Genomic DNA, 25,442 nt, shown 5'->3' with positions numbered 1-25,442 from the left:
CCGACAGCTTGTCGGTAAAAGCGTACAAGAAAAGACCCGCCCCCAGCAGAGGACGGGTCCGGAAGATCCTTACGGCAGCGTGAGAATGTCCGCCCCCGTCTCCGTCACCACCAGCGTGTGCTCGAACTGCGCCGTCCGCTTGCGGTCCTTGGTGACGACCGTCCACCCGTCGTCCCACATGTCGTACTCGTGCGTCCCGAGCGTCAGCATCGGCTCGATGGTGAAGGTCATCCCGGGCTGCATGACGGTCGTCGCGTGCGGGCTGTCGTAGTGCGGGATGATCAGGCCTGAGTGGAACGACGAGTTGATCCCGTGCCCCGTGAAGTCCCGCACCACGCCGTACCCGAACCTCTTCGCGTACGACTCGATGACCCGGCCGATGATGTTGATCTGCCGGCCCGGCTTGACCGCCTTGATCGCGCGGGCCAGCGACTCCCGGGTCCGCTCGACCAGCAGCCGGCTCTCCTCGTCGACGTCCCCGACCAGGTACGTCGCGTTGTTGTCGCCGTGCACCCCACCGATGTACGCCGTCACGTCCAGGTTGACGATGTCGCCGTCCCGCAGCAGCGTCGAGTCCGGAATGCCGTGGCAGATCACCTCGTTGACGGAGGTGCACAGCGACTTGGGGAAGGCGCGGTAGCCGAGCGTCGAGGGGTAGGCGCCGTGGTCGCACATGTACTCGTGCGCGACCTTGTCCAGTTCGTCGGTGGTGACCCCCGGCGCGATCAGCTTCGCGGCCTCCTCCATCGCCCGCGCGGCGATCCGCCCGGCGCGACGCATCGCCTCGACGGTCTCGGGAGTCTGCACCTCCGGCCCGGTGTACGGCGTCGGCGCGGGCTTGCCGACGTACTCGGGCCGCCGGATGTTGCCGGGGACGGAACGGGTGGGGGAGAGCTCCCCTGGAACGAGCAGCGACTGGCCAGACATGCCAGCGAGTCTAACGAGCCGCCGTGGGGGAACATGTCCAAGGCGAGAGGAGCAGGTCATGGCGTTGTTCAAGAAGCGCACGGTCGGCAAGCCGGGCGAGTGGTACTACTGCCTGGAGCACAAGAAGGTCGAGGAAGGGCCGGAGTGCCCCGCCAAGGACCGCTTCGGGCCGTACGCCTCCCGGCAGGAGGCGCAGCACGCGATGGAGACGGCCCGCGAGCGCAACCTGGAGTGGGAGAACGACCCGAAGTGGCACGACGCCCCGGCGGGCAGCGGCACCGACGAGGACTGATCAGGCCTGCGCCGGTACGGCTGCCGAGGTGCGCTGCTCGCGCATCCGTACCGCGTGCTCGTTCGTACGGACGTCGTACGTCATCAGCTTCGGCAGGCACAGCGCGAGCAGCCCGACCGCGCCCGCGCACAGCAGACCGCCGGACCAGACGGACGCCCGTACGCCCCACCACGCGGCGAAGCCGCCCGACCTGACCTGGCCGACGGTCGGACCGACCGAGTACGACAGCAGCTCGATCCCGGCGAGCCGGCCGCGCAGCTCGTCCGGGATCGTCTGGTTCCACATGGCCCCGCGGAAGATCCCGCTGACCATGTCGCAGCCACCGGCCACGGTCAGGAACAGCAGCACCAGCCATACGTTCCCGACGACACCGGCCGCCGCGATCGCCAGGCCCCACAGCGCCGCCGACAGCACCACCATCCGGCCGTGCCGGTGCACCCGCGAGGTCCAGCCCGCGGTCAGACCCACCAGCATCGAGCCGAATGGGACCGCCGCGTACATCAGGCCCAGCGACCAGTTCGCGTCCAACTCGTCCGCGAGGAACGGGAGTACGGCCAGCGGCATCGCCAGGAACATCGCCGCGAGGTCCACGGCGTAGGTGCCGAGGAGCTCCTTGCGGCCCCAGGCGTACCGCGCGCCCTCGGCGATCGCCCTCAGTGACGGCTTCGCGGCCTCGTGGGCGGCGGGGGAGGCGGCGATGCGGATGATGAGGACGACCGAGACGACGAAGGTCAGCAGGTCCGCGCCGTACGCCCAGCCGAGCCCCGCGTACGCCACCACCACGCCGGCCACCGCCGGGCCCGCGACGCCGCCGACCGTCCAGCGCAGGGAGTTGAGGGCGGTCGCCGCGGGCATGTGCTCGTGCGCCACGATCCGCGGCCAGAGCGAGTCGATCGCCGGGCGCTGGACCGAGACCAGGGCGGAGGAGAGGGCGGCGACGGCGTACAGCGGCCAGACGGCGGGGTGCGGGAGCAGCGCGTTGAGCAGCAGTGCGGCCGACAGCAGGCCCTGGCCCGCCTCCGTCCACACGATGAGCTTCCGCTTGTCCAGCGCGTCGGCGAGCGCACCGCCGTACAACCCGAAGACGAGCAGCGGCAGCAGCTCCACGGCACCGATCGCGCCGACCGCCGCGGCGGAGTCGGTCAGCTCCTTGAGCTGGACGGGCAGTGCGACGAAGGTCAGGAAGCTGCCGAAGTTGGAGATGGTCCCCGAGACCCAGAGCCGCCGGAAGTCGCGGGAGGCCTTCCAGGGGGCGAGGTCGGGGAGGATCGCGCGGAGGCGGGAGGGGGGATTCGGAGAGCCTCCCGCAGCGGCCCCGGGAGCGCTTTCGGAGGGCGGCCCGGGGGCGGGCTCGGGGGTGGGCTGGGAGGCGTCGGCGGTCACGATGGGCCATGGTCGGCCGGGACGACTGCCAGGGGCAACCGCTTTTCCGCCGGTGCGCCGGCCTACCAGCCCGTCGGCGGCGGTGCCGTCAGCTGGTCGGCCAGCCGGGACAGCCGGTCCCGTAGCCGTCGGTGACCCCTCGGGGTCGGCAGGAAGTTCTCGCCGGCCGCAGCGCTGACCAGGTGCTGGACCGTGTCCAGGTCCAGCTCCGAGCCCTCGGGGACGGTCAGCGACTCGTGGGCCATCGCCGTCAGTTCGCCCTCGGCGGGGCCCAGCGCCAGCACCGTCGCCCCTGCCCTGCGCGCGTCGTGGACCCGTTCCAGGAGCGGGACCTCCGGCCCCTCCGGCGACACCACCAGCAGCGTCTCGCCCCGCCGCGCGCCCGCCAACCGCCCCAGCCCGACCGCCAGATGAGCCGGGTCCGAGGCGCGCGCCCCGTGCCGTACGAGCGTCGGGGCCAGCTCCGGCGTGCCCGACCACGCGGCCTCGTCCACCAGGTGGGCCGCGAGATGCCAGGGCTCGTACTCCGGTGTCCCCACGAGCAGCAGGCCGCCCCCGTGCGACACCACCGACCCGCGCAGCGCCCCCGCGAAGCGCCGGGTGGCCCCCAACCACTTGGTCCCGGCGAGCACTTCACGCAGCAGCGCGACCCGTACGGCGTCCATGCCCCCGCATCCTGCACCAAACGGCCACTCGTGACCCGGAGTTCACCCCGAATTCGCCCGACTTGGGGAAGGGATCGGCTTACTGGGACCGAGGATGATCACCGGCGGCCGGCCGGGAGCGCCGGGGTCGCCGAGGAGTGCGAGGAGTGCGCCCATGGCCGAAGCATCCGTCCCCTTCCGCGCGGGCCGTGAGGGATACGCGAGCTACCGCATCCCCGCGGTCGTCGCCACCGGCAAGGGCACGCTGCTCGCCTTCTGCGAGGGCCGGGTCAAGAACGCCAGTGATCACGGCCACATCGACATCGTGCTGAAGCGCTCCACGGACGGCGGCCGCACCTGGGGCAAGCTCCAGGTCGCCGCGAGCAACGGCACCGACCTCGCCGGCAACCCCGCCCCGGTCGTCCTCGACACCGGCCGCGTCCTCCTGGTCCACGTCCGCAACGCCGCCTCCGCCTCCGAGCAGACGATCCGGCTCGGCAAGGTCGCGGACGCCGACGGCCGCCGGGTCTGGGTGCAGCACAGCGACGACGACGGGGTCACCTGGTCGAACCCGACGGAGATCACCAAGTCGGTGAAGAAGACGGACTGGCGCTGGTACGCCACCGCACCCGGCCACGCCATCCAGCTGAGCACCGGCCGGATCGTCGTCCCCGCCAACCACTCGCTGCCGCCCACCGGCACGGACCTCGGCACCGAGGGCCAGTACAACAGCGGCCACTGCCTGCTCAGCGACGACCACGGCGCGACCTGGTCCATCGGCTACGTCGACGACAACCCCGACGGCTACATCAACGCCAACGAGACCACCGCCGCCGAACTCCCCGACGGCCGCGTCTACTTCAACACCCGCAACGACTCCCCGGCTCCCGGCAACCGCGCCGACGCCCACTCCGAGGACGGCGGAAAGACGCTCCACACCCCCTTCCGCCCCCAGGCCGGCCTCGACGGCCCGGTCTGCGAGGGCAGCGTCCTCCAGCTCCGCGACCCGGACGTCCTCCTCTTCTCCGGCCCGGCGCACGCCTCCGCCCGCGCCCTGATGACCGTCCGCGCCTCCGCCGACAGCGGCAGGACCTGGCGCCCGGCGTACACCGTCGACGGGCTGCCCGCCGCCTACTCCGACCTGGTCCGCGTCGACAAGGCGACCGTCGGACTCCTCTACGAGACGGGGGACTTCGGGACGTACGAGCGGATCGTCTTCCGGCGGGTGCCAGTGACCCGCCTCACCTGACCGGCCGGGGCCGTCAGGGCGGACGTGCTGCATTTTCCCGGGGATAACCCCCGGACCCCCAGCCGAAAGACAGTGACGGGGTGACCGGCGCGGACATCGCGAGGCGAGCCTAAGTAAAGTCGGGCCCATGACCTCTACCGACAGTGCTGCACAGACCCCCGCGAAGGCCCCCGCCAAGGACCCGTGGGACCTGCCCGACGTCTCCGGGCTCGTCGTCGGCGTCCTCGGCGGGACCGGGCCGCAGGGCAAGGGCCTGGCCTACCGGCTGGCCAAGGCCGGCCAGAAGGTGATCATCGGCTCCCGGGCCGCCGAGCGCGCGCAGGCCGCCGCCGACGAACTCGGGTACGGCGTCGAGGGCGCCGACAACGCCGAGACCGCGCGCCGCAGCGACGTCGTGATCGTCGCCGTGCCGTGGGACGGGCACGGCAAGACGCTGGAATCCCTGCGCGAGGAACTGGCCGGCAAGCTGGTCGTCGACTGCGTCAACCCGCTCGGCTTCGACAAGAAGGGCGCGTACGCGATCAAGCCGGAGGAGGGCAGCGCCGCCGAGCAGGCCGCCGCCCTGCTGCCGGACTCCCGGGTCGCCGCCGCCTTCCACCACCTGTCGGCCGTGCTGCTCCAGGACCCGGAGATCGACGAGATCGACACCGACGTCATGGTGCTGGGGGAGGAGCGGGCCGACGTCGAGATCGTGCAGGCGCTGGCCGGCCGCATCCCCGGCATGCGCGGTGTCTTCTCGGGGCGGCTGCGCAACGCCCACCAGGTGGAGTCCCTGGTCGCGAACCTGATCTCCGTCAACCGCCGCTACAAGGCACACGCCGGGCTGCGCGTCACCGACGTATGAGCGGATGGGGGACACTGGTGGCGAGAACCCGGTGTCCCCTCGCACCCGTCCCTCCCGACAGGAGAACAGCCCCCATGCCCCGCCTGGCCCTCTACGCCCTGGCCGTCTGCCTCCTCTCGGTGGCCGCGGCGGTCGTCTCCTTCGTGCAGGGCAGCTGGCTGGGGGTCGTGTGGGTGCTGCTGGCGAGCCTGTCCTCGAACATGTGCTGGTACTACGTGAAGCGCGGCCGGGTGGCGGCGGCTCAGGTCCAGAAGCGGTAGAGGCTGTAGCCGTACGAGGTGTCGTAGTCGTTGACGCCGAGTCCGCGCAGGATCGCGTCGACCATGTCGAAGAACTCCCGGTTGATCGACGACTGCCACAGCAGCGCGAACACGAACAGCAGGCCGAACGGCGCGAACGGCTCCACCTGCCGCTTCACCTTGTACGACAGCCAGGGCTCGATGACGCCCCAGCCGTCCAGGCCCGGGACCGGCAGGAAGTTCAGGATCGCCGCCGTGACCTGGAGCAGCGCGAGGAACGCGAGCGCGAAGCGGAAGTCCTGCGGTACGCCGTCCAGCGCGTCCAGCCAGAACGGGGCCGTGCACACGAGGGCGAACACCACGTTCGTCAGCGGTCCGGCCGCCGAGATCAGGCTGTGCCGCCAGCGCCCCTGGATGCGGTTGCGCTCGATGAACACCGCGCCGCCCGGCAGACCGATCCCGCCCATGATCACGAAGATGACGGGGAGCACGATGCTGAGCAGCGCGTGCGTGTACTTCAGGGGGTTGAGCGTGAGGTAGCCCTTGCTGCCGATCGTGATGTCGCCGCTGTGCAGGGCGGTACGCGCGTGTGCGTACTCGTGCAGGCACAGGGACACCACCCAGGCCGCGGTCACGAACAGGAACACGGCCACGCCCGGCTGCTCGGCGAACCCGGTCCAGGTGGCCCAGCCCGCGACCGCCGTGACGGCCAGGATCCCGACGAAGACGGGGCTGATCCGCCGGTCGCTGTGACGGGTGGTCGCGGTGGTCATGGGGCTCCCTGGACTGGACGTGCGCGCGGTGGGACTGCCCGACGGTACCGGGCGTACCGGGAAAACGTCTCGCGGTGGGGCAAGGGTTCCATGGAAGGTGGCCCACAAGGTGTTGGCATATGTTCTACGTTCACCTGTTCTACGTTCCTCGGCGCCTCGCCGCCGAATCCCGTGACCGGCCCCGACCCGACCGGAGACAATGGACCCCGTGCGCTATCGCATCCTCGGATCGGCTCAGGCGCTCCGCCCCGACGGCACCCCCGTCCCGGTCGGCGGAGCGCGGCTGCGTGCCCTGCTCACCGTGCTCGCCCTGCGGGCCGGCCGCACCGTACCCGCGGGCGTGCTGGTCGACGAGGTCTGGGGTGCCGACCCGCCCGCCGACGCGTCCGGCGCGCTGCAGGCGCTCGTCGGCCGGCTGCGCCGCGCTCTCGGTGCCGACGCGATCGCCTCGGCGGAGGGCGGCTACCGGCTCGCCGCCGCCCCGGACGACATCGACCTGCACCGGTTCGAGCGGCTGACCGGCGAGGGCGTGCGGGCGCTGGCCGACGGCGACCCCGCCAAGGCGGCCGGCGTCCTGGACGACGCGCTCGCCCTGTGGCAGGGCCCGGCCCTCGCCGACCTGCCCGACCGCACCGCCGAGTCGGCCCGCTGGGACACCCGCCGCCTCGACGCCCTGCGCGCCCGCCACACCGCCGCGCTCGCGCTGGGCCATGCCGAACACTCCCTCCCCGAACTCACCGCCCTGTGCGACACCAACCCCCTCGACGAACCCCTCCAGTCCCTCCGCCTCCGCGCCCTGCGAGCCGCGGGCCGCACGGCAGAGGCGTTGGCGGCCTACGAGGAGGTACGGCGGCTGCTGGCGGAGCGGCTGGGAGTGGACCCGGGACCTGAACTGAGGTCCCTGCACGGGGAGTTGCTGCGCCCGGAGGAGTGGGAGGAGCAGCAGGAGCAGAAGGACCGGGATGCGCGCACACGTGGGAACGGGAGTGGTCCCGCTTCCCCCGCTGCGGGCCAAGAGGCATCTCCCGCGGTTCCGGCCGCCTCCGAAGCCACCACCCCCGCCCCGACCACGCCCACCCCTCAGCCTCCCGGCAACCTCCGCGCCCGGCTCACCTCCTTCGTCGGCCGGGAAGCCGACATCGATGCCATCCGGGGTGACCTCGCGACGACCCGGCTGGTGACGTTGCTCGGGCCCGGTGGCGCCGGGAAGACCCGGTTGTCGCAGGAGGCCGCCGAGACCGTGCGGTACGCCGCCCGGGACGGGGTGTGGCTCGCCGAGCTCGCGCCCGTCGACGACCCCGAGGCCGTACCGGAGGCCGTGCTCACCGCCGTCGGCGCCCGCGAGACCGTGCTGTACGGCGCCGGCGCGGAGGCGATGCGCGCGGGCGGCGAGCGGCACGACGATCCCGTCGACCGGCTCGCCGAGCACTGCGGACGGCGCCGGATGCTGATCGTCCTCGACAACTGCGAGCACGTCGTCGAGGCCGCCGCACGGCTCGTCGAGGAGCTCCTCGAGCGCTGCCCCGAACTGACGGTGCTGGCCACCAGCCGTGAACCCCTCGGCGTACCCGGGGAGTTGCTGCGGCCCGTGGAGCCGCTGCCCGAGCCGGTCGCGCTGCGGCTGCTCGCCGACCGCGGGGCCGCCGCCCGGCCCGGGTTCCGCATCGAGGACGACCCCGAGGCCTGCGCCGAGATCTGCCGGCGCCTGGACGGCCTGCCCCTCGCCATCGAGCTCGCCGCCGCCCGGCTACGGATGTTGACGCCACGTCAGATCGCGGCCAGGCTCGACCACCGCTTCCGCCTCCTCACCTCCGGCAGCCGTACCGTCCTGCCCCGCCAGCAGACCCTGCGCGCGGTCGTCGACTGGTCCTGGGACCTGCTCGACGAGGAGGAACGGGACGTCCTGCGCCGGCTGTCCGTCTTCGCGGGCGGCTGCGACCTCGCCGCCGCCGAGGCCGTCTGCGGCCCCCTCGCCCTGGACGCGCTCGGCTCGCTGGTCGACAAGTCCCTTGTGGTGGCGGCCCCTTCGGGCGACGGCGGCATGCGCTACCGGCTCCTGGAGACCGTCGCCGAGTACGCCGGCGAGCGGCTCGCCGAGACCGGCCGCCGCGCCGAGACACAGCGCGCCCATCTGACGTACTACCGCGAACTCGCCCGCACCACCGACCCGTTGCTGCGCGGCCCCGGCCAACTCGCCGCCATCGGCCTGCTGGAGCGCGAGTACGAGAACCTGCGCACCGCCCTGCGGTACGCGGTCGGCGAGCGCGACGAGCAGGAGGGCCTCTGCCTGATCCTGTCGCTGTCCTGGTACTGGCAGATGCGCGACGCCCGCATCGAGGCCCGCAACTGGTGCGTCGAGGTCATGGCCCTGGGCCCCGACCCGTTCACCGCCCCCGTGCGCCGCGCCGCCCCGGTCTGGCAGCGCTGCACCGACGTCCCGCCCCCGCTGAGCGGCGAACTCCTCGACGAGGCCCGGCGCGGTGTCCACCTCGCCCATCTCGCCTGCATGGACACCGAGTTGGAGGCCTGGGAGTCACCGGCGGCGAAGGAGAAGCTGCGGCTGATCACCGAGGTCTACGAACCCGGCCTGCCGCAGACCTGCCGTACTCCCGGCATGCTCTGGTTCTACGCCGTGATGCTCAGCGGCAGCGCGCAGCAACTGCCCGGGATCCTGGACGCCTGTGTCCGCACCTGCCGTTCCAACCCCGGCATGGAGTGGGAGCTCGCGGCCGTCCTGCAGATGCGTGCCAACATTCTCGCCAACCGCAGCGACTGGGCGGGTGACGCCGCCCGCGACGCCGACGAGTCGCTGGAGATCTACCAGCGGATCGGCGACCTGTGGGGCACCGCCGAGGCGCTCTCCGCGCGCGGCGAGGCCAACGAGCGCGTCGGCGACTACCACCGGGCCGCCGCCGACTACGAGTCGGCCGTCGGCCACGCCGAAACACTCGGCGCCCGCGCCCAGGTGGCCGTGCTCAACGCCCGGCTGGGCAGCGCGCTGATGGAGGCGGGCGACAGCGAGCGCGGCGAGCGGGTCCTGCGCGACGTGCTGGAGAGCCGCGACGTCTCGGGCACCGAGGCGCTGCCCGCGGCCCGGATGTTCCTCGCGGGCCGGCTCGCCATGTCCGAGCGGATCCCGGAGGCGCGTGAGCAACTGCGGCTGCTGCGCGAGCAGTTCAAGATCGCGCACTTCGTCATCTTCGACGCGTTCATCCTCGGCTCCGAGGCCTGGCTGGAGCTGATCGACGGCAAGCACGAGCTCGGCCTGGAGCTGGTCCGGCAGGCGCTGGAGCGGGCCGGCGACCCGCTGGCGGAGACCATGACCCCCCACATGCGCCCCCTGTACCTCGCCATGGCCGCGATCGGCCTCGCCGCGGCCGACGGCGCCGACCGGGCCCGCGACGCCGCCCGCTGCCTCGGGGCTGCACGGGCGAAGCTGCCGGCGGGCCATGTCGCCACGTCCATGGAGCGCGAGACCTACCGCCGGGCGGAGCAGTACACCCGCGCCGCACTCGGCGACGAGGCCTACGAGGCCGCGCACGCGGAGGGCGGCGGCCTCTCCCTGGAGGAGGCCACCGCCCTGGTGTGACGCGTGCCGACCGCTCGGCCGCCCAACGTCAGCTCTTGGTACGGAACTTGTGGATCGCGTACGGCGCCGCCACCGCGGTGATCGCCACCGACCAGCCCAGCGTCACCCACAGGTCGTGCGCGACCGGGCCGCCCACCATCAGCCCGCGCGCCGCGTCGGCGAGCGTGGACAGCGGGTTGTAGTCGGTGAAGTTCTGCAGCCAGCCCGGCATCGACTTGGTCGGCGCGAAGATCGAGGAGCCGAACTGGAGCGGGAACAGCACCAGGAAGCCCATCGCCTGCACGGACTGGGCGTTCTTCAGGACCACGCCCAGGGTCAGGAACACCCACATGATCGAGGAGGCGAACACCGCGGACAGGCCGACGGCCGCGAACAGACCGCCCCAGTGGTTGATGTCGAACCCGACCAGCACGGCCACGATCATCAGCACGGTGGTCGCGAACAGCATCCGCACCAGCTCGACCGAGATCTTCGCGAACAGCACCGAGCCGCGGCCGATCGGCAGCGACCGGAAGCGGTCCATGACACCGGAGTTGAAGTCCTGGCTGAAGCCGGTGCCGACGCCCTGCGAGAGCGTCATGCTCATCATCGCGATCATGCCCGGGATGACGTACTGGACGTACCCGTCCTGTCCGCCGCCCAGCGCCTGCCCGATGGAGCCGCCGAAGACGTACACGAAGAGCAGGGTGAAGACGACCGGCATCAGCAGGGCGTCGAACATCGACTCCGGGTCCTGCTTGATCCACAGCAGGTTCCGGCGGACGAGCGCGCCGGTGTGCCGGAGGTGGCCGCGCAGCGGAATGCGCGCGTCGGCGGTGGTTGTGCCGGCGGTGGAGGTGGCGGCGCTCATACGGCGACCTCCTCGCGGGTGTCGGTGGGAACGGTGTCCTGCGGGGCACTGGCCTTGTGACCGGTGAGGGAGAGGAACACCTCGTCCAGGCTGGGCAGTTCGGTGGTGATGGAGCTGATGGTGATCCCGCGCGCGGTGACGGCGCCGACCACGGCGGTCAGCTGCTCGTCGCTGAGGATCGGGACGAGTACGGCGCCGCTCTCGGCGTCGACGGTCGTCGTGGCGAGCCCGGTGATGCCGAGTTCGTCGAGGGCGGTGGCGAGCGGCCGCAGCTGCAGCGGGTCGACGGGCCGTACCCGCAGGGTCCGGCCGCCGACCTTGGCCTTCAGCTCGTCGATGGCACCGCCCGCGATGACCTTGCCGTGGTCCACGACGGTCAGTTCGGAGGCGAGCTGCTCGGCCTCCTCCATGTACTGGGTGGTCAGCAGGACGGTCACGCCGTCGCCGACCATCGACTTGACCTCGGTCCACACCTCGTTGCGGGTGCGCGGGTCGAGACCGGTGGTGGGCTCGTCGAGGAACAGCACCTCGGGGCGGCCGATCATCGAGGCGGCGAGGTCGAGCCGGCGCCGCATACCGCCGGAGTAGGTGCTCGCGGGCCGCTTGGCGGCGTCCGTCAGCGAGAACCGCTCGAGCAGCTCGTCGGCCCTGGCCCGGGCCTCCTTGCGGGGCAGGTCGAGCAGCCGCCCGATCATGTAGAGGTTCTCCCAGCCGGGGAGCTTCTCGTCGACCGAGGCGTACTGCCCGGTGAGCCCGATGACCTTGCGCAGCTGCCGGGGCTGGCGCAGGACGTCGTAACCGGCGACGGTCGCCTGGCCCGAGGTCGGGGCCAGCAGGGTGGACAGGATCCGTACGAGGGTGGTCTTTCCGGCCCCGTTCGGCCCGAGCACACCCATCACGGTGCCCTCGCGCACGTCCAGGTCGACGCCGTCCAGCGCCTTGGTCTCGCCGTAGTGCTTGACCATCCCCCGCACGGTGACGGCGTTGCCGCCGCCGCTGGAGTTCTTGTCGATTCGCGTCATACCGAGGACGGTGCCAGCCGTCACCGACAAACGACCGACAGGCCGCCGACAGGGAGATGTCGGTACCTACAGAACGCCGACAAAGCAGCAGCCCGCCGACGGGGGAAGATCGGCGGGCTGCCTCTGTGCCGCTATGGCTCTAGTGGACGGAGTGCTCCTCCAGCGGGAAGTTCCCGCCGACGACGTCCTCCGCGAACTCCTTCACCGCATTCCCCATGACCTCACGGAGATTCGCGTACTTCTTGACGAACTTCGGCACCCGGCCCGAGGTCAGTCCGAGCATGTCGGTCCAGACCAGCACCTGCGCGTCCGTCTCCGGCCCCGCGCCGATACCCACCGTCGGGATGTGCAGCACCCGCGTCACCTCGGCCGCCAGCTCCGCCGGCACCAGCTCCAGGACCACCGCGAACGCGCCCGCGTCCTGGACGGCCTTGGCGTCCCGCAGCAGCTGCTGGGCCGCCTCCTCGCCGCGCCCCTGCACCCGGTAGCCCATGGCGTTCACGGACTGCGGGGTCAGGCCGATGTGTGCCATGACCGGGATGCCGGACTCCACCAGGAGGCGGATCTGCTCGTGCGAGCGCTCGCCGCCCTCCAGCTTGACCGCGCCCACCCCGGCGTCCTTCACCAGCCGGGTCGCCGAGCGCAGCGCCTGCACCGGGCCCTCCTGGTAGGAGCCGAAGGGGAGGTCGCCGACGACCATGGCGCGCTGGGTACCGCGCACCACCGCGGAAGACAGCATCGTCATCTCGTCCATGGTGACGGGCACGGTCGTCTCGTACCCGAGGTGGCAGTTGCCCGCCGAGTCGCCGACCAGGATCACAGGGATCCCGGCCTCGTCGAAGACGGACGCGGTCATCGCGTCGTAGGCGGTGAGCATGGGCCACTTCTCGCCGCGTTCCTTGGCGAGGGCGATGTCGCGAACGGTGATACGGCGTGTGCCCTTCCCCCCGTACAGCGCCTTGCTGCCGTCGGAGGGGCTGCTGTTCACAGTCTGGGCAGCCGAAAGCTGCGTCATTGCAACGGCTCCTTCAGTCATCTCGAGGCACCCTGACGGTGTCCCCGGATCACCTCCATGGTGGCACCTCGTGCCAGGCGGAGCCAAGGGGACCTGCATCACGTACGGGGTGGACGTAAGGGCTGGGTAAAAACATTTACGATACGGCACCGTCTCGTATCGGAATTGCCTAGTCTGGACCACATGACCACTCCACCCCTCTCCGCTCCCCGGATACCGGAAGCGGTGCACCGGCGCCGCTGGGCGATCCTCGGCGTGCTGATGCTGAGCCTGCTGATCGTGGTGCTCGACAACTCGATCCTGAACGTCGCCATCAAGACGATCTCCACCCCCGCCCCGACCGGCCTGGGCGCCACGCAGAGCGAGCTGGAGTGGGCGATCAACGCCTACACCCTCGTCTTCGCCGGCCTGCTGTTCTCGGCCGGCCTCATCGGCGACCGGGTGGGCCGCAAGAAGGTGCTGCTCGGCGGTCTCGTCGTGTTCGGCATCGGCTCCGCGCTCGCCGCCGAGTCCGGCTCCCCGGGCCAGCTCATCGCCTTCCGCGCGCTGATGGCCCTCGGTGCCGCGTTCGTCATGCCGGCCACCCTCGCCGTCCTCATGAACGTCTTCGAGCGCGAGGAGCAGCCCAAGGCCATCGGCATCTGGGCCGGCGGCGTCGGCCTCGCCATCGCGATCGGCCCGATCACCGGCGGCGTCCTGCTCGACCACTTCTGGTGGGGCTCGGTCTTCCTCATCAACGTGCCGATCGTGCTGATCGCGCTCGCCCTGATGGTCTGGCTGGTGCCCGACTCCCGCGACCCGAAGCCGGGCCGCGTCGACCCGATCGGCGTCGTGCTGTCCGTCGTCGGCCTGGTCCTGCTGGTCTACGGCATCATCAAGGGCGGCGAGCTCGCCGACTTCACGGACGTCCAGGTGCTCGCGACCATCGGGGCCGGCGTCGCCGTACTCGCCGCGTTCATCGTGTTCGAGAAGCGCAGCGACCATCCGTCCCTGGACGTCACCTACTTCAAGAACAAGGTGTTCTCGGCCGCCATGGCCGCCATCGCGCTGGTCTTCTTCGCGCTGATGGGCGTCACCTTCTTCTCGGTCTTCTACACCCAGAGCGTGCGCGGCTACTCGCCACTCCAGTCCGGTCTGCTGATGCTGCCGCTCGCCGCCGCCCAGATGATCTTCGCGCCGCGCGCCCGGCTGCTCGTCGACCGGTTCGGCAACAAGGCGACCACCGGTGTCGGCCTGGTGCTGCTCGCGGGCATGCTCGCCGCGTTCGCAGGCTTCGAGGCGGACACGCCGATCTGGGTCCTGGAGGTCGTGTTCTTCCTGATGGGCGCGGGCATGGCGCACGTCATGACCCCGACCAGCGTGGTCATCATGCAGGCCCTGCCGCGCGAGAAGGCCGGCTCCGCGTCCGCGCTGAGCAACACCTTCCGCCAGGTCGGCGGCGCGCTCGGCATCGCCGTACTCGGCTCGGTCCTGTCGACGGCCTACCGCAACGGCATCGACGGCAAGCTCGGCCTGGTGCCGACCGCCCTGAGGGACACGGCGGGCGAGTCCATCGAGGCCACGCTCGGCGTCGCCGCCAAGCTCGGACCGCAGGGCAAGGCCCTGGTCGCCCCGGCCAACGACGCCTTCCTGCACGCCATGCACGTCACCGCGCTGTGCGGCACCGGCGTCGCGCTCATCGGCGCGGTGGTGGCCTTCCTGTTCCTGCCCGGGAAGCCGCCGGCCAGTCAGCAGGGCGAGGAGCGGCAGGAGTTGGTCGTCGCGGCGGAATAGCGTCTTCCGTCGCACCGGGAGTCACCAGGGAGAATCGCTCCAGCGCTACGAAGGGACGGCAAGAGTGAGCCTCGCCGACAGTCCAGCCGCCGCCGGGGTCCCCGCCAGGGGGCGCCCGCGCAGTGAGGCGGTCGAACGTGCCGTCATAGAGGGCGTGATGAAGCTCCTGGAGGACGGCGTGCCGCTCGCCGAACTCTCCATCGAGCGCATCGCCCGCACGGCCGGCGTCGGCAAGGCCACCATCTACCGCCGCTGGAGCGGCAAGGAGGAACTCTTCGTCGAGGTCGTCCGCGCGGCCGAGCCGCCGGACCCCGAACTGCCCGGCACCTCCATGCGCGACGACCTCGTGGCCATGCTGGAGCAGCTGCGTCAACGCGGCGTGATGAGCCGCAGTTCGGTGCTGCTGCACAACGTGTTCGCCCAGATGAAGAGCAGCCCGAAGGTCTGGGCCGCGTACCACGCCTCCGTCGTCGGGCCCCGGCGCAGGATCCAGATCGAGGTCCTGCGCCGCGGCCAGGAGAACGGCGAACTACGCGCGGACGTCGACGTCGAGCTGGTGAACGACCTGATCGTGGGCCCGATGCTGCTGCGCAGCGTCATGCGCCCCCATGCGGACCTGGAGTCCGACCTCTCCGAGGGCCTGTCCGAACGCATTGTCGACACACTGCTCGAAGGGCTACGGCCCGTCAGTTCGCCGTCCGCGTAGCGGCCGTGTGCGCGTTTCGTCACAGAGCACGCTTTCCACCCCGCCATCCGGAACTCCCGGCCCCGGCTCCCTCGTCCCACTGCCAGTACGGCCGTCGTGGACGGCAGGAACGGACCCGATCATCCCCTAGGGTCTTGTGCTGGGGGACGGACGGTGTGCATGGCAGGCAGTGAGGCGACGCGGTATGGCGCAGCAGGCGTACGTGACGGAGACGGACAACGGAGGCTCGGGTCCCGAGCGCCGGGGAGACCGGTTCCGGCGCCTGCTCAATCGCTTTCTGTCCGGCTGGCGAGGTGATCGGAGAATCTGGCGCCGGGGCGTCCTCGTCGCCGCGGTCGCCATACTGCTCGCCCTGGTGATGGTGCTGCACGCGCGGATCCCGAACCGGATCGGCAACCTGGGCAGTCTCACCGAGACCTTCCTGCCCTGGCTGGGCCTGCTGATCCCGCTGCTCTTCGTGCTCGCGCTGGTGCGCAAGTCGGCGACCGCGCTGGTCGCCGTACTCATCCCGTCGTTGGTGTGGCTGAACCTCTTCGGCGGGCTGCTCACCGACAAGACCGGCACCGGCGGCGACCTCACCGTCGCCACCCACAACGTCAACGCCGACAACCCCGACCCGTCCGGCACCGCCCGCGACGTGGCCGCGTCCGGCGCCGACGTGGTGGCCCTGGAGGAGCTGACCGCGACGGCGGTGCCGGTGTACGAGAAGGCGCTGGAGTCGACGTACAAGTACCACTCGGTGCAGGGCACGGTCGGCCTGTGGAGCAAGTACCCGATGAGCGACGTCAAGGCCGTCGACATCAAGCTCGGCTGGACCCGCGCGATGCGCGCCACGGTGACCACGCCGGAGGGCCGGGTCGCCTTCTACGTCGCCCACCTCCCGTCGGTCCGCGTCAAGCTGGAGGCCGGCTTCACCGCCCGCCAGCGCGACAAGAGCGCCGACGCGCTGGGCGAGGCCATCGCCGACGAGCCGCTGAAGCGGAAGGTGCTGCTCGGCGACCTGAACGGCACCATGAACGACCGCTCGCTGAACGGTGTCACCTCCCAGATGCGCTCCACCCAGGGCGCGGCGGGCAACGGCTTCGGCTTCAGCTGGCCGGCCTCGTTCCCGATGGCGCGGATCGACCAGATCATGGTCCAGGGCATCGAGCCGGTCAGCTCCTGGACGCTGCCCGCGACCGGCAGCGACCACCTCCCGGTGGCGGCCCGTGTGAACCTCGACACCACGTCTTAACCTGCCGGAATACTGGGCCTGAGAGGCTTTGTTCCGCGAGTGAACTTACACTTGCGGAACACGGATCCCTCTGCACTCCTCTGCACTCCGAAAGGAACAGGCCCCTTCATGCCTCTGGCCCTGCTCGCTCTGGCCGTCGGCGCTTTTGGAATAGGCACCACCGAATTCGTGATGATGGGCCTGCTGCCCGACGTCGCGACCGACCTCGGCATCTCCATCCCCACCGCCGGCCACCTGGTCTCCGCGTACGCCCTCGGCGTCGTCATCGGCGCCCCGCTGCTCGCCGCCCTGACCTCACGGATGCCCCGCCGCACGGTCCTGATCGGCCTGATGGCGCTGTTCGTCGCGGGCAACGCGCTCTCCGCGTTCGCCCCGGGTTACGACTCCCTCCTCGCCGCCCGCTTCCTGAGCGGTCTGCCGCACGGGGCGTTCTTCGGCGTGGGCGCGGTCGTCGCCACCAACATGGTCGGGCCGGAGCGCAGGGCCCGCTCGGTCTCGCTGATGTTCATGGGCCTGACGGTCGCCAACATCGCGGGCGTGCCGGTGGCGACGCTCATGGGGCAGCACCTGGGATGGCGGGCGACGTTCCTGGGCGTCAGCGTGATCGGGCTCGCGGCGATCGCCGCGCTGGCACTGCTGATCCCGCGCGACCACGCGCACGCGGCGCCCGCGGCGGGCCTGCGCGGCGAACTGGCGGCCCTGAGGTCGCTCCCGGTCTGGCTGGCCCTCGGCACGACGGTCGCGGGCTTCGGCGCCCTCTTCGCCGCGTACAGCTACATCACGCCGATGCTGACGGACGCGGCCGGATACGCCGAGGGGAGCGTCACGCTGCTCCTCGCCCTGTTCGGCGTCGGCGCGACGATCGGCAACCTGGTGGGCGGCCGCCTCGCGGACCACTCCCTGCGGGGAACGCTCTTCGGCGGCCTGGTCTCCCTGATGGCCGTGCTGGCCCTGTTCCCTCTCCTGATGTCGACCCGGTGGAGCGCCGCACTGGCGGTGGTCCTGCTGGGTGCGGCGGCCTTCGTCACGGGCTCACCGCTTCAGCTGATGGTCATGGAGAAGGCCTCGGCGGCCCCGTCCCTGGCGTCCTCGGCGAACCAGGCCGCGTTCAACCTGGCGAACGCCGGTGGCGCGTGGATCGGCGGAGTGGCCCTGGCGGCCGGCTTCGGGGCGACGTCGCCTGCCCTGGCCGGGGCGATGCTGGCGGTCCTGGGGCTGGGAGTCGCCGCGGTCGCGTACGCGGTGGACCGGCGGCGGGTTGCTCCGCGGGTGCGGGCGGGCCGGGAACGCCTGGTGGCTTCCCACGTGCCGCAGCAGCCGGAGGCGCTGCACCGCTGAGCCTCACTGCTCGAACGCCGGTCGAACTCCAGCCCGTCCGGGGGTCCTCCTTTGGGGGAGTTCGAGGACGAGGCCCTTGGGCCGATGGGGGTCTGGGTGCGCAGCCCCCAGGGCCGCGCACCCCCACCCGGCCGATGCCTCAGCGCAGCCCGTTGCCCCGGGCGATGGCGCCCAGGTAGCGGGCGCTGTCCTTGACCTCGCGGCGCTGGGTGTCGCGGTCGACGGCGATGAGGCCGAAGGTGGGCCGGTAGCCGAGCATCCACTCGTAGTTGTCGAGGGCCGACCAGTAGTAGTAGCCGCGTACGTCGACGCCGTCGGCGAGGCAGCGTTCGAGGCCCTCGACGGTGCGGCGGATGAACTCGGTGCGGCGGCTGTCGTCTGCGGTGGCCACGCCGTTCTCGGTGACGATCATCGGCAGGCCGGCCCTCGCCGCGCGGCGCAGGACGCCTTCCAGCGCCTCGGGGTAGAACTCGTATCCCATCTGGGTCAGTTCGGCGCCCTGGGGGTGGGGCTGGATGCCGTCCTCGGTGACGACGGCACGGGTGTAGGTCTGGACGCCGAGGAAGTCGTCGCCGTCCATGGCCGGCAGGAAGTCGTCCAGGAGCTCGGCCCACATGCGGTCGGCTATCTCCTCCGCGCCGGGCCGCGGCTGGAAGTCGGACAGGGCCAGCGTGATGCCCACCTGCGTGGACGGGCTGAGCTCCTTGATGACGCGGCGGGCTTCCGTGTGGGCCCTCTTGACCACGGCGACGCCGGTGTCGCTGGTGGTGAACATGAACAGGTTCATCTTGTCGGGCGTGGTGCCGAGCGCGTCGGCGCCGGCCTTGAGCCCGGGGCCGAGCGCGTCGGCCATTCCCTCACCGATCCCCACGGGCGCGTGGGAGGACTCCGCTTCGTCGGGCTTCGGCATGAGGCTGCGGATCAGGGGGGCGATGTTGGCCTCGTTGATGGTGCACGCGTACGGGACGAGCGGGCCGAGCTCGCTCATCACGGCGCTGACGTAGGCCGCGAACCGCTCGGGAGTGCCTTCGTACTCCCAGCCTCCGAGCTTCATCAGCCAGCGGGGGCTGGTGAAGTGATGGAACGTCACCATCGGGGTGATGCCGAACTCGTGGCAGGTCTGGAGCACGTCGCGGTAGTGGGCGATCGCGGCCCGGGAGAACCGGCCGTCCTCGGGCTCGACCCGCGCCCACTCGATGGAGAAACGGTACGAGGTGAGCCCGAGTTCCCCGAGCTGGGCGATGTCCTGGCGGTAGAGCCGGTACTGGTCGCAGGCGTCCCCGCTCGGCTCGGCGAAGAACGTGCCGGGCATGTTCTCCAGGACCCAGTAGTCGCTGGCGATGTTGTTGCCCTCGACCTGGTGGGCGGCGGTGGCCGTGCCCCAGAGGAAACGATCGGGGAAGGTCATGGAAGTGCTCCCGTGTGGCCTGCTGTAAAGACTCCTGGCGAAACCTGAGTGAAACAGGGAAAACGGGAGGGGGTCAAGAGGGAATCCCGCAGTGAGCGGCGTCCACTGCCCTGAAAATGACTAGCTACTTAGAATTCAGAGCCCGGTCTCCGGGTCGAGGATCCGGTTGCGGGCCTCCATCCAGTTCTGGCCGCTCAGCCGGCGGAACGCGCTGACGAGGAGGTCGCCGAGGTCGAAGGACGGATCCACCAGCCACTGGGTCTGCAGTCCGTCCCAGGTCGCGACGATCTGGCGGCCCGTCTCGACGCTGTCCAGCCCGGGGTGTGCCAGGCCCGCCGCCTGGCGCCGTTCCACCAGGGCGGCGAACCAGGTGACGGTGGTGTTGTAGCGCTGCGCGAAGTACTCCTGTGCGGGGTGCCCGGGTGTCGTCGCCTCGCCCGCCAGTGCCGAGTACAGGCGCATGATGCTCTCGCGCCGCGGGGTGGTCCGCGCGAAGCCGCGCAGTTCCTCCAGGCTGAAGTCCGAGGGGACGTCCCCGCTCAGCCGCTGCTCGCTGTCCTCGGTGTCCGAGTGTTCCAGGGCCGCCACGAGCAGGTGATCCTTGCTCGGGTAGTGGTACAGCACCGTCGCCTCGCTCGAACCGACCCGCTGGGCGACCTCCGCCGTGGTGACGTTGCCGTACCCCTTCTCCACCACGATGTCGAGCACCGCGCGGGCGATGGATCGACGGCGCTCCGCCGTCCTGGCGTAGGGGCCGCGCGGCCTGCTGCTGGCGCTAGTCGTCATGGCTCGACTCTACGGCGACCGTAAAACCTAGTGATCACTTAAATTGAATGTGATGCACGCCACATCAGCGGCGAAGATTTTTCATTCTTGCCCCTTGCTGGCAACTCAAACTCAATGTCTACTCATGTTTCGCTCCAGCCATCCCGCCCATGAACCGGTGGTTTCCATGACGCACAGCCAGGACGCGACCCTCGACGCCGCACCGCCCACGACTCCGGCCCCGCACGCCGCGAGCTACCGGCTAGGCCCCCTGTACCTGATGATCCCGCTGGTCGGTGCCGTGCTGACCATGGTGTGGGTCGGCATCGGTTCGTTCCTGATCCCGATGCAGGTCGCCGCGATCAAGGGAGGCAACGACCCCGACGCACTCAAGAACGCGGTGGCCGTCGGCGCCGCGATCGCCGCCATCAGCAACCCGGTCTTCGGCCAGATCGCGGACCGCACCCGCTCCCGCTACGGCCGCCGTGCCCCCTGGATGCTGATCTGCACGCTCCTCGGCGCGGGCGCACTGCTCTGGCAGGCCAACGTCAAGTCCATCGCCCTGCTGGCCGTCACCTGGGGCAGCGTCCAGTTCCTGCTGAGCGGCTTCCAGTCCGCGTTCACCGCCGTCATGCCGGACCGCGTGCCGCCCGCCAAGTACGCCTTGATGTCCGGGCTCAGCGGCCTCGCCATCCCGATCGGCACCATCGGCGCGGCGTTCGTCATCGGCGGCATCGACGGCCACAAGTTCGGCTACGACGGCGTCCTCGGAGGCTTCGGCGGCACGTTCCAGGGCGCGAACGGCTACTACCTGATCGCCGCGGTCCTGCTGGTGGCCGTGCTGCTCTTCTGCGTCGTCGCGCCGGAGAAGTCCAGCAAGGGCATGACGGTCGAGCCTTTCGACCTGGGGAGATTCGCCTCGAACTTCTGGGTCGATCCGCGCCGGCACCCCGACTTCGCCCTCGCGTTCATCTCCCGCTTCGGGGTCATCACCGGATACTTCATGATCCAGATGTACAGCTTCTACATCCTGATGGAGTACATCCGGGTCGCGCCCCAGGAAGCGGCCTCCACCATGGGCTTCCTGATGGTCATCAGCGCCCTGGCCACCGTCGTGGCCGCCGTGGGCGTCGGCAAGCTGGCCGACCGCTTCGACCGCATCAAGCCCTTCGTCCTCGTCTCCGGCATCCTGGGCGCGCTGTCACTGGTCATCCCGATGCTCTGGGCCAGCGTCAACGGCATGATCGCCTTCAACATCGTCAACGGCATCGCGTTCGGCGCGTACCTGGCCGTCGACCTGGCCCTGATCACCCGGGTCCTGCCGCGCGGCGCGGACGCCGGCAAGGACATGGGCCTGCTCAACATCGCCAACGCCGCCCCGCAGGTCGCCGCCCCGTTCCTCGCCGCGGCGATCGTCAGCGCCTGGGGATACAACGCGCTCTTCCCGATCTGCGGAGGCGTCGCCCTGAGCGGTGCGGTGGCGGTGGCCTTCGTGAAGTCGGTGCGCTGACACCACCGTGGAAGGCGCCGGGCAGCGTTCCACGTACTCCGGAACGCTGCCCGCACTGTCAGCTGTGATCCACCATCCGAGGATCTTCGAAGTCGGGCCTGACGACAGGCCCTAGTCGAACCGCTCCAGATCCCGCAGCCACACGGCCGCCGAACTGTCCGAAGGCGCCCGCCAGTCCCCCCGAGGCGACAGCGAACCGCCCGCCGACACCTTCGGCCCGTTCGGCATCGCCGAGCGCTTGAACTGCGCGAAGCCGAAGAACCGTCGGCAGAAGACCTCCAGCCAGCTCCGGATCTCCGGCAGTTCGTACGCCACCCGCTTGGTCTCCGGGAAGCCCGGCGGCCACTCGCCACCCTTCTCGTCGTGCCAGGCGTGCCACGCCAGGAACGCGATCTTCGACGGCCGGAACCCGTACCGCAGGACGTGGAAGAGCGTGAAGTCGTGCAGCGCGTACGGCCCGATCCTGGACTCCGTCGACTGCATCTCCTCGCCCGGCACCAGCTCCGGACTGATCTCGGTGTCGAGGATCGCGGAGAGGATCTTGCCGGTCTCGTCCTCGAACTGCCCGCTGCTGATGACCCACCGGATCAGATGCTGGATCAGCGTCTTCGGCACGCCCGAGTTGACGTTGTAGTGGCTCATCTGGTCGCCCACGCCGTACGTCGACCAGCCGAGCGCCAGCTCGGAGAGGTCACCCGTGCCCAGCACGATGCCGCCGCGCTGGTTGGCGAGCCGGAACAGGTAGTCGGTGCGCAGACCGGCCTGCACGTTCTCGAAGGTGACGTCGTACACCGGCTCGCCGGACGCGAACGGGTGGTCCATCTCGCTCAGCATCAGCCGCGCGGTCGGCGTGATGTCCAGCTCCGCCGCGGTCACCCCGAGCGCCCGCATCAGAGCGTGCGCGTTCTCCTTGGTGTGCTCGCTGGTGGCGAAGCCGGGCAGCGTCCAGGCCAGGATGTCGCTGCGCGGCCGTCCCGCACGGTCCATCGCCCGCGCGGCGACGATCAGCGCGTGCGTGGAGTCCAGACCGCCGGACACCCCGATGACCACCTTGGGGCCACCGATCGCCGCGAGCCGCTGCTGGAGCCCCTCGACCTGGATGTTGTAGGCCTCGTAGCAGTCCAGGGCGAGCCGGTCGGCGTCGGCCGGCACGAACGGGAACCGCTCGAGCCGCCGCCTGAGCCCCAAATCGGTGAGCGGCGGATCGAGCTCGAACCCGACCGTCCGGAAGTCACCGCTCCGCGCGCCGTGCGTACGCCGGTTGTCGTCGAACGTGCCCGTCCGCGCCCGCTCCTGCCGCAGCAGGTCCAGATCCACGTCGGCCACCGCGTACTCGTCGCCCAGCGGGAAGCGCTCGGTCTCGGCCAGCAGCGCGCCGTTCTCGTAGATCATCGTCTGCCCGTCCCAGGACAGGTCGGTGGTCGACTCGCCCAGGCCGGCCGCTGCGTAGACGTACGCGGCGAGGCAGCGCGCCGACGCCGAGCGGCACAGCAGCCTGCGGTCCTCGGCCCGCCCGACCGTGATCGGACTGCCCGAGAGGTTGACCAGGACGGTCGCACCCGCGAGGGCCGCCTCCGCGCTGGGCGGCACCGGCACCCACATGTCCTCGCAGATCTCCGCGAACAGCACGAGCCCCGGCACGTCCTCGGCCGCGAACAGCAGATCCACGCCGAACGGCACGGACTCACCGCCGACCCGGATCGACCCGCCCCGCTCGTCGGCGCCGTCCGCGATCTGCCGGCGCTCGTAGAACTCCCGGTAGTTCGGCGGGTACGACTTCGGTACGACACCGAGGACCCGGCCGCGGTGCACGATCACCGCGCAGTTGTAGATCCGGTTGCGATGGCGCAGCGGGGCGCCGACGACCAGCACCGGCAGCAGGTCCGCCGACCCGGCCACCACCTCGCCGAGCCCCTCCTCGACCTGGTCGAGCAGCGCGTCCTGGAGCAGCAGGTCCTCGATCGAGTAGCCGCACAGCCCCATCTCCGGGAAGACGGCGACGGCGACACCCTCCCCGGCACACCGGCGCGCGTGGCGCAGGATCGCCTCGGCGTTGGCGTGCGGGTCGGCGATGACGGTGTGGCCCGTGCACGCGGCGACGCGTGCGAAGCCGTGCTGATAGATCGACCAGAAGTTCAACGGTGCTTCCTCGCAAGAAGTGGTCGGGTACTCCGGAGTCTAATCGTCAGAGCGACACGATGGGGTGGTACGGGGTGTGGGTCGCCCCACGCCCCGCGCCGTCACGCCCTCAGTCCCGGTACCCCAGAATCGTCATCATCCCCGCCTCCGAGTGGTAGACGTTGTGGCAGTGGACCATCCACAGCCCCGGGTTGTCGGCCTCGAAGTCGACCGTGAGCGTGCCGTTCGGCATGACCGCCGCCGTGTCCTTGCGGGGGCCGCCCACCGTATTGGCCAGCGCGAAGGTGTGCCCGTGGAGGTGGAGCGGGTGCCACATGGTCGTCGAGTTCTCGAACTCCAGCCGGACCCGCTCGCCGGCCCGTACGGCGTGTCGCTGCGTGGGGGAGTACGGCTTCCTGTCGAACGCCCAGTCGTACTTCATCATCCCGCCGGTCAGCTGGAGCCTGATCGTACGGTCCGGCTCCCTGCGGGTGAGTGCCACGGAGGCGTCCGCCCTGAGCCTGTCCGCGGTCAGGATCCTCCCGTCGAGTTCCTTCGGGCGGACGGAGGCTGCCGGTGCCGTGCCGCCGCCGGTGCGCAGGACGGCCATCGTCGACGCCTTCTTGCCCTCGGCCAGCGCGGTCAGCGGGAAGACGCCGTCGCCGGCCGTCACCAGCACGTCGTACCGCTCGCCCATGCCGATCAGCAGCGCGTCCGTCCGCGCGTGCCGGACCGGGTAGCCGTCCGTGTGGGTCACCGTCATCTCGTGGCCGCCGAGGGCGACCCGGAAGGCCGTGTCCCCGCCCGCGTTGACGAACCGGATCCGGATGCGGTCCCCGGGGCGGGCCCGGAAGCCCGAAGGGGCCGTCGCCGTACGCCCGTTGACCAGGTAGTACGGGTACGCCACATCGCCCGCGTCCCCGCCCAGCAGCTCGCTGTCGGCGCCCATCAGCATGCGGGACGGACCGGTGGCGGAGGGGGACGCGGAAGTCCCGCCGCTCATCGACATGTCGGACATGCCGTGGCCGGAGCCGTCGCCCATGTCCATCCCGCCGCCCATGCCCCCGCGCAGCTCCGCCAGCACCGCGTCCGGGGTCGAGCCGTCCACCCCGTCCACCCAGTCGTCCAGCACGACCACCCACTCCTTGTCGTAGGACAGGGGCTCCTTGGGGTCCTCGACGATCAACGGCGCGTACAGCCCGCGGTCCTGCTGGACGCCGGAGTGGGGGTGGAACCAGTACGTGCCCGCGTGCGGGACCGTGAAGCGGTACGTGAACTCGGCGCCTTGTTTGATCGCGCGCTGGGTGAGGCCGGGGACGCCGTCCATGTCGTTGCGCAGGGCGAGGCCGTGCCAGTGCAGGGAGGTGGCGGCCGGGAGATGGTTGGCCAGGGTGAGAGCGAGCGTGTCGCCGGCGGTGACGCGGATCTCCCTGCCGGGGAGCTGGTCGCCGTATGCCCAGGACCTGACCGTACGCCCGCCGAGGTCCAGCCCGGTCTCGGCGGCGGTGAGGCGGACCTTCCGGACGGTGCCGCTGCCGGTGGCGGCGCGCTTCTTCTCGGCGGCGGCGACCTGTTCGCCGGCCGGGTCGACGTAACCCTTGGGGGCAGTCTTCGTGGAGCCGCCGTGGCCGGAGTGGTCCGGGCTTGAGCAGGCGGCCAGGATTCCCGTCCCGGCGACGGCGATGGATGCGCCGAGCACGGAGCGGCGCGTGGGAGTACGCATGTCTTGCTGACACCTCGTCATGAGTGGTGCTGGTGGATGG

Annotated in this window: 21 protein-coding genes; 10 read left to right on the top strand and 11 right to left on the bottom strand. The window is 70.8% G+C overall.

Translation table 11 applies throughout. The features are described from left to right. Nucleotides 1-69: 69 nt before the first annotated feature. Entirely contained in the window at nucleotides 70-927 is an 858-nt protein-coding gene (map, locus tag ACQEWB_RS13990; RefSeq protein WP_432830662.1) for a type I methionyl aminopeptidase, read from the bottom strand. 58 nt (nucleotides 928-985) lie between these two features. On the opposite strand from map, the gene ACQEWB_RS13985 reads away from it, so the two are divergent. Further along, nucleotides 986-1,219, top strand: coding sequence for a hypothetical protein (locus ACQEWB_RS13985; protein WP_432830660.1), 234 nt, complete (start codon nucleotides 986-988; stop codon nucleotides 1,217-1,219). Here the strand turns inward: ACQEWB_RS13985 and ACQEWB_RS13980 are convergent, their stop codons facing one another. After that, nucleotides 1,220-2,488: an MFS transporter gene (locus ACQEWB_RS13980; protein WP_432843805.1), complete on the bottom strand. Its 1,269-nt coding sequence runs from the start codon at nucleotides 2,486-2,488 to the stop codon at nucleotides 1,220-1,222. 176 nt (nucleotides 2,489-2,664) lie between these two features. Then, nucleotides 2,665-3,267 (bottom strand): hypothetical protein, encoded by a 603-nt coding sequence (locus tag ACQEWB_RS13975; protein WP_432830658.1) that lies wholly within the window; start codon nucleotides 3,265-3,267, stop codon nucleotides 2,665-2,667. Nucleotides 3,268-3,421: 154 nt separating this feature from the next. Here ACQEWB_RS13975 and ACQEWB_RS13970 point away from each other — a divergent pair, with 154 nt between their 5' ends. From ACQEWB_RS13970 to ACQEWB_RS13960, 3 genes are all read left to right on the top strand, one after another. After that, on the top strand, nucleotides 3,422-4,495 hold the full coding sequence (locus ACQEWB_RS13970; protein WP_432830656.1) for a sialidase family protein: 1,074 nt from the start codon (nucleotides 3,422-3,424) through the stop codon (nucleotides 4,493-4,495). Nucleotides 4,496-4,622: 127 nt separating this feature from the next. Continuing rightward, on the top strand, nucleotides 4,623-5,339 hold the full coding sequence (npdG, locus tag ACQEWB_RS13965; protein WP_432830654.1) for an NADPH-dependent F420 reductase: 717 nt from the start codon (nucleotides 4,623-4,625) through the stop codon (nucleotides 5,337-5,339). A gap of 74 nt (nucleotides 5,340-5,413) precedes the next feature. Beyond that, entirely contained in the window at nucleotides 5,414-5,599 is a 186-nt protein-coding gene (locus tag ACQEWB_RS13960) for a hypothetical protein (protein ID WP_432830652.1), read from the top strand. On the opposite strand, the gene ACQEWB_RS13955 is transcribed toward ACQEWB_RS13960, so the two are convergent. Next, a complete protein-coding gene (locus ACQEWB_RS13955; RefSeq protein WP_432830650.1) occupies nucleotides 5,581-6,351 on the bottom strand; it encodes a site-2 protease family protein in 771 nt (256 codons plus the stop codon). The two genes, ACQEWB_RS13960 and ACQEWB_RS13955, sit on opposite strands and share 19 nt — an antisense overlap. A gap of 199 nt (nucleotides 6,352-6,550) precedes the next feature. Here ACQEWB_RS13955 and ACQEWB_RS13950 point away from each other — a divergent pair, with 199 nt between their 5' ends. Then, complete coding sequence (locus ACQEWB_RS13950) at nucleotides 6,551-9,940, top strand: AfsR/SARP family transcriptional regulator (protein WP_432830648.1); 3,390 nt, start codon at nucleotides 6,551-6,553, stop codon at nucleotides 9,938-9,940. Nucleotides 9,941-9,968: 28 nt separating this feature from the next. Here the strand turns inward: ACQEWB_RS13950 and ACQEWB_RS13945 are convergent, their stop codons facing one another. From ACQEWB_RS13945 to panB, 3 genes are all read right to left on the bottom strand, one after another. Continuing rightward, nucleotides 9,969-10,790, bottom strand: coding sequence for an ABC transporter permease (locus ACQEWB_RS13945; protein WP_432830646.1), 822 nt, complete (start codon nucleotides 10,788-10,790; stop codon nucleotides 9,969-9,971). Then, nucleotides 10,787-11,812: an ATP-binding cassette domain-containing protein gene (locus ACQEWB_RS13940; protein ID WP_432830644.1), complete on the bottom strand. Its 1,026-nt coding sequence runs from the start codon at nucleotides 11,810-11,812 to the stop codon at nucleotides 10,787-10,789. Before ACQEWB_RS13940 ends, ACQEWB_RS13945 begins: the two co-directional genes overlap by 4 nt. A gap of 139 nt (nucleotides 11,813-11,951) precedes the next feature. Continuing rightward, complete coding sequence (gene panB, locus ACQEWB_RS13935) at nucleotides 11,952-12,827, bottom strand: 3-methyl-2-oxobutanoate hydroxymethyltransferase (RefSeq protein ID WP_432830642.1); 876 nt, start codon at nucleotides 12,825-12,827, stop codon at nucleotides 11,952-11,954. A gap of 183 nt (nucleotides 12,828-13,010) precedes the next feature. On the opposite strand from panB, the gene ACQEWB_RS13930 reads away from it, so the two are divergent. From ACQEWB_RS13930 to ACQEWB_RS13915, 4 genes are all read left to right on the top strand, one after another. Continuing rightward, the gene (locus ACQEWB_RS13930) at nucleotides 13,011-14,600 is read left to right on the top strand and encodes an MFS transporter (RefSeq protein ID WP_432830640.1); all 1,590 of its coding nucleotides are present in this window, start codon (nucleotides 13,011-13,013) and stop codon (nucleotides 14,598-14,600) included. Between the two features lie 64 nt (nucleotides 14,601-14,664). Then, nucleotides 14,665-15,306, top strand: a complete 642-nt coding sequence (locus ACQEWB_RS13925) for a TetR/AcrR family transcriptional regulator (protein WP_432830638.1) — start codon at nucleotides 14,665-14,667, stop codon at nucleotides 15,304-15,306. 184 nt (nucleotides 15,307-15,490) lie between these two features. After that, nucleotides 15,491-16,540, top strand: a complete 1,050-nt coding sequence (locus ACQEWB_RS13920; RefSeq protein ID WP_432830636.1) for an endonuclease/exonuclease/phosphatase family protein — start codon at nucleotides 15,491-15,493, stop codon at nucleotides 16,538-16,540. 108 nt (nucleotides 16,541-16,648) lie between these two features. Further along, nucleotides 16,649-17,878 (top strand): MFS transporter, encoded by a 1,230-nt coding sequence (locus tag ACQEWB_RS13915; protein WP_432830634.1) that lies wholly within the window; start codon nucleotides 16,649-16,651, stop codon nucleotides 17,876-17,878. Between the two features lie 139 nt (nucleotides 17,879-18,017). Here ACQEWB_RS13915 and ACQEWB_RS13910 read toward each other — a convergent pair whose 3' ends face one another. Continuing rightward, nucleotides 18,018-19,286: a glycoside hydrolase family 1 protein gene (locus ACQEWB_RS13910; protein WP_432830632.1), complete on the bottom strand. Its 1,269-nt coding sequence runs from the start codon at nucleotides 19,284-19,286 to the stop codon at nucleotides 18,018-18,020. A gap of 135 nt (nucleotides 19,287-19,421) precedes the next feature. Continuing rightward, entirely contained in the window at nucleotides 19,422-20,072 is a 651-nt protein-coding gene (locus ACQEWB_RS13905) for a TetR/AcrR family transcriptional regulator (RefSeq protein WP_432830630.1), read from the bottom strand. 166 nt (nucleotides 20,073-20,238) lie between these two features. Between ACQEWB_RS13905 and ACQEWB_RS13900 the strand changes: the two genes are divergently transcribed. Beyond that, nucleotides 20,239-21,561 carry an MFS transporter gene (locus tag ACQEWB_RS13900; protein ID WP_432830628.1) on the top strand — a complete coding sequence of 441 codons (1,323 nt, stop codon included), beginning with the start codon at nucleotides 20,239-20,241 and terminating at the stop codon, nucleotides 21,559-21,561. Between the two features lie 111 nt (nucleotides 21,562-21,672). On the opposite strand, the gene ACQEWB_RS13895 is transcribed toward ACQEWB_RS13900, so the two are convergent. Together ACQEWB_RS13895 and ACQEWB_RS13890 are read right to left on the bottom strand one after the other, a co-directional pair. Next, nucleotides 21,673-23,700 carry an NAD(+) synthase gene (locus ACQEWB_RS13895; protein ID WP_432830626.1) on the bottom strand — a complete coding sequence of 676 codons (2,028 nt, stop codon included), beginning with the start codon at nucleotides 23,698-23,700 and terminating at the stop codon, nucleotides 21,673-21,675. A gap of 109 nt (nucleotides 23,701-23,809) precedes the next feature. Then, nucleotides 23,810-25,402 (bottom strand): multicopper oxidase family protein, encoded by a 1,593-nt coding sequence (locus ACQEWB_RS13890; RefSeq protein ID WP_432830624.1) that lies wholly within the window; start codon nucleotides 25,400-25,402, stop codon nucleotides 23,810-23,812. Nucleotides 25,403-25,442 lie beyond the last annotated feature (40 nt).

Source organism: Streptomyces sp. CA-249302 (assembly GCF_050936785.1).
Lineage (GTDB): Bacteria > Actinomycetota > Actinomycetes > Streptomycetales > Streptomycetaceae > Streptomyces.
The sequence above is the reverse complement of the archived record's forward strand: the minus strand, read 5'-3'. Positions and strand labels throughout refer to the sequence as shown.

Coding starts and splice junctions, on each gene's coding strand:
- ACQEWB_RS13945 (WP_432830646.1), bottom strand. CDS start 10,790: ATGAGCGCCGCCACCTCCACCGCCGGCACAACCACCGCCGACGCGCGC.
- ACQEWB_RS13955 (WP_432830650.1), bottom strand. CDS start 6,351: ATGACCACCGCGACCACCCGTCACAGCGACCGGCGGATCAGCCCCGTC.
- ACQEWB_RS13985 (WP_432830660.1), top strand. CDS start 986: ATGGCGTTGTTCAAGAAGCGCACGGTCGGCAAGCCGGGCGAGTGGTAC.
- ACQEWB_RS13975 (WP_432830658.1), bottom strand. CDS start 3,267: ATGGACGCCGTACGGGTCGCGCTGCTGCGTGAAGTGCTCGCCGGGACC.
- npdG (WP_432830654.1), top strand. CDS start 4,623: ATGACCTCTACCGACAGTGCTGCACAGACCCCCGCGAAGGCCCCCGCC.
- ACQEWB_RS13930 (WP_432830640.1), top strand. CDS start 13,011: ATGACCACTCCACCCCTCTCCGCTCCCCGGATACCGGAAGCGGTGCAC.
- ACQEWB_RS13900 (WP_432830628.1), top strand. CDS start 20,239: ATGACGCACAGCCAGGACGCGACCCTCGACGCCGCACCGCCCACGACT.
- panB (WP_432830642.1), bottom strand. CDS start 12,827: ATGACGCAGCTTTCGGCTGCCCAGACTGTGAACAGCAGCCCCTCCGAC.
- ACQEWB_RS13950 (WP_432830648.1), top strand. CDS start 6,551: ATGGACCCCGTGCGCTATCGCATCCTCGGATCGGCTCAGGCGCTCCGC.
- ACQEWB_RS13960 (WP_432830652.1), top strand. CDS start 5,414: ATGCCCCGCCTGGCCCTCTACGCCCTGGCCGTCTGCCTCCTCTCGGTG.
- ACQEWB_RS13970 (WP_432830656.1), top strand. CDS start 3,422: ATGGCCGAAGCATCCGTCCCCTTCCGCGCGGGCCGTGAGGGATACGCG.
- ACQEWB_RS13910 (WP_432830632.1), bottom strand. CDS start 19,286: ATGACCTTCCCCGATCGTTTCCTCTGGGGCACGGCCACCGCCGCCCAC.
- ACQEWB_RS13915 (WP_432830634.1), top strand. CDS start 16,649: ATGCCTCTGGCCCTGCTCGCTCTGGCCGTCGGCGCTTTTGGAATAGGC.
- ACQEWB_RS13890 (WP_432830624.1), bottom strand. CDS start 25,402: ATGCGTACTCCCACGCGCCGCTCCGTGCTCGGCGCATCCATCGCCGTC.
- ACQEWB_RS13905 (WP_432830630.1), bottom strand. CDS start 20,072: ATGACGACTAGCGCCAGCAGCAGGCCGCGCGGCCCCTACGCCAGGACG.
- map (WP_432830662.1), bottom strand. CDS start 927: ATGTCTGGCCAGTCGCTGCTCGTTCCAGGGGAGCTCTCCCCCACCCGT.
- ACQEWB_RS13940 (WP_432830644.1), bottom strand. CDS start 11,812: ATGACGCGAATCGACAAGAACTCCAGCGGCGGCGGCAACGCCGTCACC.
- ACQEWB_RS13920 (WP_432830636.1), top strand. CDS start 15,491: ATGGCGCAGCAGGCGTACGTGACGGAGACGGACAACGGAGGCTCGGGT.